The organism is Rummeliibacillus sp. TYF-LIM-RU47 (genome assembly GCF_008638315.1).
GTDB lineage: Bacteria > Bacillota > Bacilli > Bacillales_A > Planococcaceae > Rummeliibacillus > Rummeliibacillus stabekisii.
In genome coordinates this window covers 193,291-206,429 of record NZ_VVIR01000003.1, presented here as the reverse complement: position 1 = coordinate 206,429, position 13,139 = coordinate 193,291, and the positions used below count along the sequence as shown (strand labels likewise).

Sequence of the window (13,139 nt, the reverse complement as noted above, 5' to 3'; positions counted from 1 at the left end):
AGGTGGAAGTGTGGCGACACATGGAGCTGACGAATACTAATCGATCGAGGACTTAACCAAATTCTTAAGAACCTTCAATTCACGTTTATCCAGTTTTGAAAGAACAACTTTCTTTCAATAAGAAGGATTTCAAGACACGAGCAGTAGTGCGATGTGTATTGGAAGCCGTAAGTCTAGTAATGATGGCAAAGAGGTCACACCCGTTCCCATGCCGAACACGGAAGTTAAGCTCTTTAGCGCCGATGGTAGTTGGGGGCTTCCCCCTGTGAGAGTAGGACGTTGCTAGGCATATTAAGACACTGCTGATTCAATCAGTAGTGTCTTTTTTTGTTTCTCGGAAGTCTATTGTTTCTAGCACCAGACGTCAAACTTAGGTAAACTATAAAAGAGAGCAAATGGCCTTTTACAAAAAACAAAATGCATAGGCGGCGTATAAAGCGTTGCGAATCTTATAAGGAAGTGGCAATGTGGCAAAAAAACAAATTTGGTATGAAGTTGAAGAATCGGAAACAATAGAAGAGTGCTTGGAGAGAATGAAAAAGGATGGCTATATGCCGGTCGGCAGAAAAGAGGAGCCTCTTTTTCAAATTATCAATGGAGAACCTGTACCGATTCGCCAAATCATAAAATTTAAAGGTATGCCCTTTGAACAAGAATAGACTGACTGTTCAAAATCGAACTTTATTTTATTTTAGTTGAATTAACGTTCGGATATTGCGTTGACTTACTACTTTTGCATTGATAAAATGAAATTGAAAAAGTCTTCGTTAGGAAAGTAAAAATTGCGTCGGTTACAGCGTAAAAATCAATGATAATGAGGAGGGAACCGTAGAGTCAAATATGTGACATCTAAAAAGCCTAGAGTGAATAAGCTGTGGCTTTTACGGATTTTGACAGCGGGAAAACGATGATCGAACGTTATACTCGTCCGGAAATGGGCGCCATTTGGACAGATGAAAATAAGTACAATAATTGGTTGGAAGTTGAGATATTAGCTGCAGAAGCATGGGCAGAGCTTGGTGATATTCCAAAGGAAGATGTAGCAAAGATTCGCGAGCATGCTTCATTTGATATCAATCGGATTTTAGAAATTGAAAAAGAAACTCGTCATGATGTTGTGGCTTTTACTCGAGCTGTATCTGAAACACTTGGCGATGAACGCAAATGGGTGCATTATGGCCTTACTTCAACAGACGTCGTAGATACTGCACTGTCTTACCAATTAAAACAAGCAAATGCAATATTACGTGAAGATATTAAACGTTTCATTGATATTTTGGCAGTAAAAGCAAAAGAACATAAATATACGGTCATGATGGGCCGTACACATGGCGTACATGCAGAACCCACAACATTTGGTCTAAAGCTTGCTTTGTGGTATGAAGAGATGAAACGCAATATGGAACGCTTTGAAGCAGCCGCTAAAACGATTGAAACAGGGAAAATTTCTGGAGCAGTAGGAACTTACGCAAATATCGATCCATTCGTGGAAGAGTATGTTTGCAGTAAATTAGGTCTTCAAGCAGCACCTATTTCCACTCAAACATTACAACGAGATCGCCATGCTGATTATATTGCAACATTGGCATTGATTGCTACTTCTATTGATAAATTTGCTACAGAGATTCGTGGCTTGCAAAAATCTGAAATACGAGAAGTAGAAGAATTCTTTGCGAAGGGGCAAAAAGGTTCTTCTGCTATGCCACATAAGAGAAATCCAATTGGATCAGAAAATATGGTCGGCCTAGCGAGAGTAATTCGTGGCCATATGGTGACTGCTTATGAAAATGTATCACTTTGGCATGAACGTGATATTTCTCATTCGTCTGCTGAACGCATCATTTTGCCTGATACAACTATTGGTTTAAATTATATGTTGAACCGCTTCGGCAACATCGTGAAAAACTTAACGGTTTTAGAAGACAATATGAAACGCAATATGGATAGCACATTTGGGCTAATCTACTCACAACGCGTGCTTCTTGCATTGATCGACAAAGGACTATCTCGTGAAGAGGCGTATGATACTGTACAACCTTTAACAGCTAAAGCATGGGACGAACAAATTCAGTTCCGCGAGCTTGTGGAAGGGAATCCAGTCATTAGTTCACATCTTTCTGAAGAAGAGATTGCTGATTGCTTTAATTACCAATATCACTTAAAAAATGTAGACTTAATTTTTGAACGTCTTGGCTTAAACTAAAAAAACTGCCCAACTTTGGGCAGTTTTTTTGCATCATACTGTTTCTGTCTTACTGTTTTTGTGAAGATTGATTTGAATTAGAGGACTGGCTATTTTTATTTTGTTGGTTTTTTGATGATTGATTCGATGAGTTCGATGACTGGCTCATGTTTGATTGTTGTTGAGAATTGTTCGATTGTTGGTTATTGCTTGATTGTCCACTATTATTCGATTGTTGGCTGTTTCCTTGCTTGCCTGTACCGGATAATGAAGAGAAATCTTGCATTAGTTGCTCAATATCAGGAATGACGGAAGAGTTGGATGAAGCATTGGCATTTGAGCTAGAACCGCTTGACCCACCTGAACCTCCGTTATTGCTGTTTGACTTGGATTTGCCACCTAGGCCCATAGCAGCTGAAGCTATACTGGCAAGAGATGATCCTGATCCAGAATTGCTTGAGCCTCCTGAATTGCCTGAGTATCCAGAGTTACTTGTGCTTCCTGATGTGCCGAAGCCTCCAGAGTTTCCTGAGCTTCCGGAATTGCCTGATTGCAATTCACTAACCATGGTGGACAGATAGTTGCTTAAGAAGGATTTAGTTGGACAGAATTTCGCGACCCCTTCACCCATCTTCATCGCACCAATCATAATCATAGCCTTCGCGCGCATACAATCAGGTTTATGGGCTAGTCTACCGACACCTAATGCAGTCATAGTAGCACCGCATGCAAAACGCATATAAGCACTTTTTACACTGATATTTCCACCTGTTGTCGTCATCAATTTAACCTCCAGTTATCATTCAAATTTTATTTCTTTGCTTTCCAGAAGCGCTATGATACGATTATTTTACCATCCAAAATATTCAAATTACTTTTGGGCGTATCCCAACCATAACATAAGCACAAACTTAGAAAGGAGATGGATGTAATGCTTGAGCCGAATTGGAAAATTACTGAACTTAGAAAGCAAGTGGCAGTAATTGATGGTAAAACAGCACCCACGATTGTTATTACAAATGCACGTTATCTACATAGCATGTACAAAAAATGGGTGGAGGGGAATATATGGATTTTAGGCGACCGAATTGTATATGCCGGCCCTAAAATGCCTGTAAATATAGAAGGAACAGAAATTGTAGATGCAAGTGGCAAGACGATTGTACCCGGCTATATTGAACCGCATGTACATCCATTTCAACTTTATAATCCCCAAACTTTAGCGGATTATGCGGCACAATTAGGGACAACTACGTTAATTTCGGATAACTTAACATTCTTTTTGCATACCACAAATGAGAAAGCGTTTTCAATGTTAGACCAATTAAAAAAATTGCCATTTTCATTTTATTGGTGGGCTCGCTTTGATTCGCAAACCGAATTACATGATGAACACAAGCTCTTTACGCCAATAGCTATCCATGATTGGTTAGAAAGAAGCGATGTCCTTATGGGCGGCGAGCTAACTGGATGGCCCAAGCTAGTAGCAGGCGATGACCAAATGCTGTATTCATTGCAAGAAGCTCATATGTACGGCAAAAAAATAGAAGCACATTTACCAGGATCCTCTTCTCGGACCCTTGCAAGATTAAAATTATTTGGTGCGGACGGCGATCATGAGGCCATGACAGTAGAAGAAGTGGAAAACAGGGTTCTTCACGGCTATGGTGTCACTTTACGCCATTCATCTATACGCCCGGATTTACCTGACTTATTGAAAGGTATTTTAGAAAAGGATTTGAACCTCTTTGATCATTTGATGATGACAACTGATGGAGCGACACCATCATTCTATAAAAAGGGCATCATGGATCAATGCATTCAAGTAGCGCTCGATGCAGGAGTAGATCCAATTGATGCGTATCAAATGGCCTCTTATAACATTGCTAGATATTATAATATGTCTGATGTGCATGGATTCATTGCAACGGGCCGTTTCGCTACACTTAATATATTAGAGGATGAATACCATCCTGTTCCAGAAAGCGTGTTATCAAAAGGCGTATGGTTAAAACGCTATGGGCAAAAAGTAAGAACATTAGAAGGTGTCGACTTTTCAGCATTGCCGCCATTAAATCTGTCATTTGATTTAACAGAGGAAGATTGCCAGTTCTCCATGCCGTTTGGGATTGAGATGCTGAATGATGTAATTACCAAACCATATAAAGTATCTGTTCACCCAAATCATGGACATTTAAGCGAAGAACATGATGAATGTTTCTTAATGCTCGTAGACCGAAAAGGGCAATGGCGCGTGAATACACTCATCAAAGGGTTTGCGAATAAGCTCCAAGGCTTCGCATCTTCTTATTCTTCTACTGGTGACATTATTTTAATTGGGAAAGATATAAAAGAAATGCTACATGCGTTTAATGTGATGAAAGAAATGAACGGTGGCATCGTCCTAGTAGAAAGTGGAGAGGTTATAGAAACCATTCCATTGCCGCTTTGCGGTGGATTATCTGTAGAACCGGTTGAGCATTTAATACAGCAGCAAAACGCTTTGACTAATGCATTGGCTGAACGAGGCTATGCGCATGGAGATGCGATTTATACACTACTATTCTTGCAATCTACACACTTGCCATATGTTCGGATTACACAGCAGGGAATTTATGAAGTCATGAAGAAAAAGGTACTATTCCCATCCCTTATGAGGTAGTAGTGCACTAAAGCGTGAAATTGATATATATCCTATAATGGTGGTAAAATAGAGTAGAAGAAAGTTGTCTTCTTGCTGTACTTTGCCCTTTAGGGTGTATGCCTTCTAAAGCCTAGTCACAAAGGCTAGTACACAAGCAAGGGAGGGGGAAAACGGTTATGCAAATTGATAAAATTAAAGGCCATCAAACAGAACAATTATTTAAAGCCGTTTTATCATTGAAAAATATAGAAGAATGCTATGAGTTTTTCGATGATTTATGTACAATCAGCGAGATTCAATCATTGGCACAGCGTTTTGAGGTCGCTCACCTTTTACGGTTGAAAAAGACATACGAAACAATCAAAAAAGAAACAGGCGCCTCTACTGCTACCATTTCAAGAGTACGCCGCTGTTTCGATTATGGCAATGACACGTACGATGAAATGCTAGGGCGTCTTTACCCAGACGAATCGCCTTATCAAGCGCCTAAATAGGGACCACAAAGAAAAGACTGGACCAAGTGTTCAGTTTTTTCTTTTTATAAAGATGTTGATCAACAAAAGAATGCATTTGTAGATTTAGCATGTGAAATAGTTTGTGTATACTAGGTATGATAGAAAGTGAATAGGGGGCTTTTGAAAAAATGATGGATTGGCGGCATGTATTTAAGCTGGACCCAGCAAAGGAGATTTCAGATGACGCATTAGAAGCAATTTGCGAATCTGGTACCGATGCGATTATAGTAGGAGGTTCAGACGATATAACGATAGATGGAGTGCTCGATCTGCTAGCGAGAATTCGGCGCTTTACTGTGCCTGTAGCATTAGAGGTTTCAAATATAGATAGTATTTCGCCGGGATATGACTATTACTTCATTCCAACGGTGTTAAATAGCAGTGATACATTATGGGTGAAGGATCTTCATCACGAAGCAATTAAGGCATTTGGCGATGTGATGATGTGGGAGGAGCTTGTAGCAGAAGGCTATTGTATCTTAAACGCTGATTGCAAAGCTGCAAAATTATCCAAAGCTAAAACGGACTGTGATCCAGATGATGTCATGGCTTATGCAAGAATGGCAGAGAACTTTTTCCGTTTGCCGGTCTTTTATATGGAATACAGCGGCACATACGGTGACCCTGAACTTGTAAAATCCATTGGGGAAGAACTTTCAACAACTAAGCTCTTTTATGGCGGCGGTATTGCTTCAGAGGAACAAGCGGCAGAAATGGCATCTTACGCTGATACAGTTGTCGTAGGCAATGTAGTGTATGATAATTTGAAAACAGCACTGAAGACAGTAAAGGCTGTTAAAGAGACAGTAAAAAATGTATAATAAGAACAAATGTTTGTAAAGGAGAGTGCATATGGAACAGCTGACAAGAAATTTGCTGAGTGGCATGAATAAAGAACAAGAAGAAGCAGTTAAAACAACAGAAGGCCCTCTCCTCATCATGGCGGGAGCAGGTTCAGGAAAAACGAGAGTATTAACGCATCGAATTGCTTATTTGGTCATCGAAAAGCAAGTCTATCCTTCCAAAATATTAGCGATCACCTTCACTAATAAAGCGGGTCGCGAAATGAAGGAGCGGATCAACAACTTGCTTGGCCAAGGAACAAGCGAACGGATGTGGGTATCTACGTTCCACTCAATGTGCGTGCGCATATTAAGACGAGATATCGACCGCATTGGCTATAGCAAGAGCTTTACCATCCTTGATACCTCTGACCAACTGACCGTAATTAAAAATGCTCTAAAAGAGCTAAACATCGATCCAAAACGATTTGATCCGCGTTCCATGCTGAATGCGATTAGCTCTGCCAAGAACGAGTGCATTGATGCTGCCTCGTACAAAGCTCAAATCAATGAATCTAACCCATATGAACGGACTGTCGCGCAAGTATATGAGAACTATCAAAAACGCTTGAGAAAGAATCAATCATGCGACTTCGATGATTTGATTATGCTTACAATCCGTCTTTTTGAAGAAGTACCTGAAGTCTTGGAATATTATCAAAACCGTTTCCAATACATTCACGTGGACGAGTACCAAGATACCAATAAATCTCAGTACCTGTTAGTCAAAATGCTTGCAAAGAGATTTAAAAATCTTTGTGTTGTAGGTGACTCAGATCAATCAATTTATCGCTGGCGCGGTGCTGATATTCAGAACATCTTATCATTTGAGAAGGATTATCCGAATGCCAAGGTTATTATGCTTGAGCAAAATTATCGTTCTACATCGCGCATCTTACAGGCGGCTAATGACGTCATAGAAAATAATACGAGCCGTTATCCGAAGAAGCTCCGTACGGAAAACGAAGATGGAGAAAAAATCTATCTGTACCGCTCCTATGACGAAAAGCAGGAAGCACAGTTCGTCGTTAAGACTATTCAAGAATTGATGGAGACAGAGAATCGTTCTGCAGATGATTTTGCTATTCTTTACCGTACAAATGCCCAATCGCGGGTAATGGAAGAAATGCTTGTCAAATCAAACATGAACTATACCATTGTCGGCGGTACAAAGTTCTATGATCGAAAAGAAATTAAAGACTTGCTTGCCTATTTGCGTCTCATCGCCAATAATGATGATGATTTATCGCTCGCACGTATAATCAATGAGCCAAAACGGAGCATTGGCGCTACGTCATTTGAACGCATGGCTCAATTTGCTATTGATCAAGATCGCTCCATATTCGATGCATTGGCTGAAGCTGATTTTATGGGTTTATCTGCACGTGCAACTAAGGCAGCAATCGAATTCCGTGAGATGATATTGAACCTGACAAAAATGCAGGAGTTTTTGCCGGTCACAGAATTAGTGGAAGAAATCTTAACTAAATCCGGCTACCGCGATATGTTGAAGAATGAAAAAACTATCGAAGCGGAAAGCCGTTTAGAAAACATTGATGAGTTTATATCTGTTACTAAAGCATTTGAGGATCAAAGTGAGGACAAATCGTTGGTTGCCTTCTTAACAGACCTAGCATTAATCGCTGACATCGACACATTGGATAAAGAAGATGAAACGAAAGGCTCTATTGTTTTGATGACGATGCATTCGGCGAAAGGGCTAGAGTTCCCTGTCGTGTTCATTATCGGTATGGAAGAAAATATCTTCCCGCATTCACGTTCATTGCAGGATGATGATGAGATGGAGGAAGAAAGAAGGCTCGCTTATGTGGGAATAACAAGGGCTGAACAGCGCCTTTATTTAACATGTGCTCAATGCCGGACAATCTTTGGCCGCAGCAGCTTCAATACGCCTTCACGCTTCTTGCAGGAAATTGGCTCTGAAATACTGGAAGAAATAGCTTTGCGCGATCAAACAAATGGGCATACTAGCTTTAATGCGCCAAGACGCCGTCCATCAGGCTATGCACAGCCACGTCAAACTGTGATTACACCTACCTATAAACAAACAGGTGGCGATCAAATTGGCTGGAAGGCTGGCGACAAAGCCTCTCATAAGAAATGGGGCGTAGGCACGGTAGTAGCAGTACGCGGAGAAGGCGAAAATACTGAATTGGATATTGCTTTTGCTAGTCCAACCGGCATTAAACGGTTACTTGCAAAATTTGCGCCAATCGAAAAAGTTTAAAAATGTGGAGGAAACAGAATGGACCGAGTTCAATTGGAAAACAGAGTGGCGGAGTTAAACAAACTTCTTCATGAATACGGGCACGCTTACTATGTATTGGATCAGCCCATCGTACCTGATGCTATCTACGATCAATTGCTGCATGAATTGATTGCTATCGAAGAAGAAAATCCTGACCTTATTTTTCCGGATTCACCAACAAGACGAGTGGGCGGAGAAATACTGACAGGGTTTAACAAAGTGACGCATCAATATCCGATGTTGAGTTTAGGAAATGCGTTTAATGAAGAAGATCTAAACGATTTTGACCGCCGTGTACGCCAGGTGGTTGGAGATCAGGTCACATATGTATGTGAGCTGAAAATTGACGGTCTAGCGATTTCACTCCGTTATGAAGACGGGCTTTTTGTACAAGGTGCCACGCGTGGGAATGGGACAGTTGGCGAGGACATCACAGAAAACCTGAAAACTGTTCATTCCATTCCGCTGCGTTTAAAAGAACCTGTCAGTATTGAAGCACGCGGCGAATGCTATATGCCAAAGCGTTCATTTACTAATTTGAATAAGATGAGGGCAAAAAAAGGCGATGAGCTCTTTGCTAATCCGCGAAATGCTGCAGCTGGTTCGCTTCGTCAGCTTGATCCAAAGGTAGCAGCGAGCAGAAATTTATCGACATTCATTTATGCGATGGGTGGCAACGGCGAAGCATATGGCCTTGAAAGCCATAGTGAAGCACTTGATTATATGGACCATTTGGGCTTTCAAACAAACCATGAGAGAAGAAAGTTCACTAATATGAAAGAAGTAATGGCGTATATCGAGGAATGGACAGAGCAACGCCCAACACTGCCGTATGAGATTGATGGCATTGTCATCAAAGTAGACAGCTATAACCAGCAAGAAGAACTAGGGAATACCGTCAAAGTTCCTCGCTGGTCTATCGCGTATAAATTTCCAGCTGAGGAAGTTGTAACAACTGTTTTAGACATTGACTTAACTGTGGGCCGGACAGGGGTTGTGACACCGACTGCGATCTTGCAGCCAGTCCAAGTAGCAGGAACAACTGTTGGGCGTGCAACGCTTCATAATGAAGATATCATTCGTGAAAAAGATGTGCGCATCGGCGATCAGGTCATCATCCGAAAAGCGGGTGACATTATTCCTGAAGTGGTATCTGTACTGTTTGATCAACGAAAAGAGGATAGCGAACCTTTCGTTATGCCGACACATTGTCCGGTATGCGACAGTGAACTTGTTCGCATTGAAGGGGAAGTAGCCTTGCGCTGCGTCAATCCGCAATGCTTTGCCCAAATATCAGAAGGAATGGCACACTTCGTCTCACGCAATGCCATGAATATCGATGGTTTGGGTGAGAAAGTTGTAGAACAATTGTTAAGGTCTGGGCTGGTTAAAGATGTATCTGATTTGTACCGCCTCACTGTTGATGAATTGGTACAGCTCGAGCGCATGGGTGAGAAATCTGCAACCAATCTAGTGAACGCGATTGCAGCCTCTAAGGGGAATTCATTAGAGCGCTTATTGTTCGGCTTAGGCATCCGACATGTCGGTGCCAAAGCAGCAAGGCTGCTGGCTGAAGAATTTGAAACGATGGATCGCCTAATCGGTGCGACAGAAACAGAATTAGTGAACGTCTTTGAAATTGGCGACAAAATGGCGGATTCAGTCGTGACGTATTTCGATAATGAAGACGTGTTGGCCTTGATATCGCGTTTAAAAGAAGCTGGCGTCAACATGAATTACCTTGGCAAGAAGGTGAACGCAGCGGAAATCGACAGTCCATTTTCAGGAAAAACAATTGTCCTGACCGGTAAATTAGAACAATTGACAAGAGACGATGCAAAAGTGAAAATAGAAGAGTTAGGCGGCAAAGTCACAGGCAGCGTCAGCAAAAAGACGGACCTGGTCATTGCCGGAACAGAGGCAGGCTCTAAACTCGCAAAAGCCGAAGATTTGGGCATTGAAGTGTGGGATGAGGACCGCCTGCTTGAAGAATTAAGAGAGTAAAGGAGTTTTCACAGGCAATGAACCGACTTCGCTTTATACCCGCAATGCTTGTTACAGCAATGCTTGCGGGCTGTAGTTTGCCTTCTTTATCGAAAGATTCATCCGTTGTTCAAACCACCACAAAGGATAAAGAAGAAACGACTATCATTCCAAGTATGCAAATCGATGACCAATACTACCGTACACTTTTACCGTATAAAGAAAGCGCAAGTAGAGGTTTGATTGTTTCCAATATCAATACAAAGTACGACGTGAAGGAAGCAGAAAGCGGGCTTTTACGTTTATCACAACAGGCATTTGATCCGGACAAGTACTTCTTCCAAGAAGGACAATACCTAGATAAGGATACGGTTACTTCGTGGCTGGCACGGGGCAACCAAGATCCTGAGGGGTTAAACCCGAAAGAAACAAAAAATATGACGCCGGATGAGCGTGCCAAAAAAGCGCCAATCTATTTGGCCCATATTGTAGAGCAGAACTATCTACAAAAAACGGGGAAAAACAAAGTGAAGCTTGCAGGCATTTCCATCGGCCTTGCGCTCAATTCAACCTATTATTATCAAAAAGAAGAATATGGCGCTACATATGATGAGCAAATTGATATGTCCATGATTCAATCTCAGGGCAAAAGGATGGCATCACAAGTAGTCAAACGACTGCGCCAAATCGACGGCTTGTCTGAAGTGCCGATTACAGTCGGGTTATTTAAACAACAAAGCAAATCAGCTATTACGCCAGGCACATACTTTGCTTATACAGATGTAGATAAAGGAAGCGCCTCAATTAAAAGCTGGAAAAAAGTAAATGAAAAATATGTATTATTCCCAACAAGTGATTCAACAAACAAGTATCGGGATATCAATGAAAACTTCAATTACTTTAAGCAGGATATTGATAAGTATTTCTCAAACTACACTAATATCGTAGGCACTGGTTTCTATCAAAATAACAAAATCAAAAAGCTAGAAATCCAGATTCCTATTAAGTTTTACGGGACTTCCGAAATCATTGGGTTCACTCAATATATGGCGGGAGAAGTCATGGACCAATTCCCTAAAGGTCTAGAAATTGAAGTGAACGTAACATCCGTCAATGGTCCAGAAGCGCTTGTCGTGAAAGAAGCCAATGCGGACGAACCATATATTCATATTTACAATGATTAATAGATGCATTAGAAAGAAGAGCTTAAAGGGTTTACCCTTTAAGCTCTTCAGACTGTAGACAAACTCAGAGGATTTGGAGTTTGCGTGCAGTCTTTTTTCTTTTAAAACGGAATCAACAGGAAAACTGTTGATTTCCGCTGCGAGCGGACGCTTTCCGGGGGGCACGGCTTCAGCCGCTTCCTTCGCTTTGCTCCGTCCAGGGTCTTCAGCTCGTGCTGATCCCTAGGAGTCGCCGCTCTCCTCTCCAATCAATAAGTGTCTATCTACTACTCGATGAGGTAATGAATATAATGACAAAAAAACTAGTCAACGAACGTAAACAGATGGCGATTTTGACCATTGAGCAATTGAATTCGCAAGATCACTTGGTTCGTATGCTAGATGAGGTGCTTGATTTTTCCTTCATTTATCCGTTAGTTGAGAACCTATACTCTGTAGAAAAGATTTTCTATCGTGTGCTCAAAGAAACAGATCCGGAGAGGGCTATTATTTATAGGACGAGCGACAAAACAGTTTGCCAATTTCTTCTACACTGCCACTGATAAAAGGGCTGCATGCTCGATAATTGATCAATGTACGCAAAGTAAAAACAAGCAAAAGATGATCCAGCGGCATATTTGACGGGATTACCTGGACGTTGTTGAATGTAGCTTTGCGGATGTGAAAGAGAGGCACGGAATGCGATGGACAACCCTGAAAGGTCTTAAAAATTGTCCATGCAGACGTTGCTGTCTTTTGCTGCCCAAAATGTAAAGAAACTTGCCAGGTGGACATGGAGCCCACCTGTCCAAATCGAGTATCCTTTGGGACACCTAGTTGATTGGAGTGCGTGGTGGCGACTCCTGGGGAATCAGCGCAGCGCGAAGACCCCGCAGGAGCAACGCGACGAGGAGGCTGAGGGCAAGCCCCCGGAAAGCGTCCGCCAGGAACGGAAATCAACGTTCGGTTTCGCCTATACGGATTTAGAAGCTGAAAACCCAAAAGGGTTGGAAATCATGTCGACTTCCAACCCTTTTTGTATACTTGCTTGATGGGTAAGTTACATTCTTCATGCGCTTAAAAAATCTGGCAGGAAGCTTTTACATTCTGTTTGCGATACAACAAACTGAAAAACCTTTGCCAGCAAGCGTTCAGACAGTGCTTTAGCGAAGGGAAGTGTGTTGCACATTCCTTTGGTATAATGATATTATTATCGGTATGGTTATTGAATTCGGAGGTGTAAAAAATGGCGAAACTTTCAAAGGAAGAAGTAAAGCATGTCGCGAAACTTGCGAGACTTGCGATTACAGAAGAAGAGGCAGAAAAGTTCGCGGAGCAATTGGGCGCGATTACTGATTTTGCTGTGCAACTAAATGAACTCGATACAACAAATGTTCAACCAACAACGCATGTATTGCCGCTTGTTAACGTATTCCGTGAGGACGTAGCAGTTAAAGGTTTAGACCGCGATGTGATGATGAAAAACGTGAAAGAACAACAAGATGGACTAGTTAAGGTACCACCAATTATTAAAGATTAAG

Annotated in this window: 11 protein-coding genes, 1 rRNA gene and 1 pseudogene; 12 read left to right on the top strand and 1 reads right to left on the bottom strand. The window is 41.6% G+C overall.

Annotation, left to right across the window (positions count from 1 at the left end):
• Positions 1–172 precede the first annotated feature (172 nt).
• The 3 genes from rrf (at position 173) to purB (ending at position 2,203) form a co-directional block, all read left to right on the top strand.
• Positions 173–288, top strand: a 5S ribosomal RNA gene (rrf, locus tag F0527_RS13640).
• 179 nt (positions 289–467) lie between these two features.
• Positions 468–659, top strand: a complete 192-nt coding sequence (locus F0527_RS13635; RefSeq protein ID WP_150285280.1) for an NETI motif-containing protein — start codon at positions 468–470, stop codon at positions 657–659.
• Positions 660–907: 248 nt separating this feature from the next.
• Positions 908–2,203: an adenylosuccinate lyase gene (purB, locus tag F0527_RS13630; RefSeq protein WP_150285279.1), complete on the top strand. Its 1,296-nt coding sequence runs from the start codon at positions 908–910 to the stop codon at positions 2,201–2,203.
• A 49-nt stretch (positions 2,204–2,252) separates the two neighbouring features.
• Here purB and F0527_RS13625 read toward each other — a convergent pair whose 3' ends face one another.
• Positions 2,253–2,963 carry a DUF2892 domain-containing protein gene (locus tag F0527_RS13625; RefSeq protein ID WP_150285278.1) on the bottom strand — a complete coding sequence of 237 codons (711 nt, stop codon included), beginning with the start codon at positions 2,961–2,963 and terminating at the stop codon, positions 2,253–2,255.
• Positions 2,964–3,113: 150 nt separating this feature from the next.
• Here F0527_RS13625 and F0527_RS13620 point away from each other — a divergent pair, with 150 nt between their 5' ends.
• From F0527_RS13620 to gatC, 9 genes and pseudogenes are all read left to right on the top strand, one after another.
• Positions 3,114–4,844, top strand: coding sequence for an adenine deaminase C-terminal domain-containing protein (locus F0527_RS13620; RefSeq protein WP_150285277.1), 1,731 nt, complete (start codon positions 3,114–3,116; stop codon positions 4,842–4,844).
• A 158-nt stretch (positions 4,845–5,002) separates the two neighbouring features.
• Positions 5,003–5,320, top strand: coding sequence for a YerC/YecD family TrpR-related protein (locus F0527_RS13615; RefSeq protein WP_147197654.1), 318 nt, complete (start codon positions 5,003–5,005; stop codon positions 5,318–5,320).
• A gap of 149 nt (positions 5,321–5,469) precedes the next feature.
• Positions 5,470–6,162: a heptaprenylglyceryl phosphate synthase gene (gene pcrB, locus F0527_RS13610; protein WP_150285276.1), complete on the top strand. Its 693-nt coding sequence runs from the start codon at positions 5,470–5,472 to the stop codon at positions 6,160–6,162.
• 31 nt (positions 6,163–6,193) lie between these two features.
• Positions 6,194–8,431 (top strand): DNA helicase PcrA, encoded by a 2,238-nt coding sequence (gene pcrA, locus F0527_RS13605; protein WP_150285275.1) that lies wholly within the window; start codon positions 6,194–6,196, stop codon positions 8,429–8,431.
• 18 nt (positions 8,432–8,449) lie between these two features.
• On the top strand, positions 8,450–10,456 hold the full coding sequence (gene ligA, locus F0527_RS13600; protein WP_150285274.1) for an NAD-dependent DNA ligase LigA: 2,007 nt from the start codon (positions 8,450–8,452) through the stop codon (positions 10,454–10,456).
• Between the two features lie 17 nt (positions 10,457–10,473).
• Entirely contained in the window at positions 10,474–11,619 is a 1,146-nt protein-coding gene (locus F0527_RS13595) for a CamS family sex pheromone protein (RefSeq protein WP_150285273.1), read from the top strand.
• 290 nt (positions 11,620–11,909) lie between these two features.
• A complete protein-coding gene (locus F0527_RS17455) occupies positions 11,910–12,161 on the top strand; it encodes a hypothetical protein (protein WP_150285272.1) in 252 nt (83 codons plus the stop codon).
• A gap of 100 nt (positions 12,162–12,261) precedes the next feature.
• Positions 12,262–12,395, top strand: a pseudogene (locus F0527_RS17450) (transposase); the annotation flags it as partial.
• Between the two features lie 449 nt (positions 12,396–12,844).
• The gene (gene gatC, locus F0527_RS13585) at positions 12,845–13,138 is read left to right on the top strand and encodes an Asp-tRNA(Asn)/Glu-tRNA(Gln) amidotransferase subunit GatC (RefSeq protein ID WP_066790065.1); all 294 of its coding nucleotides are present in this window, start codon (positions 12,845–12,847) and stop codon (positions 13,136–13,138) included.
• Position 13,139 lies beyond the last annotated feature (1 nt).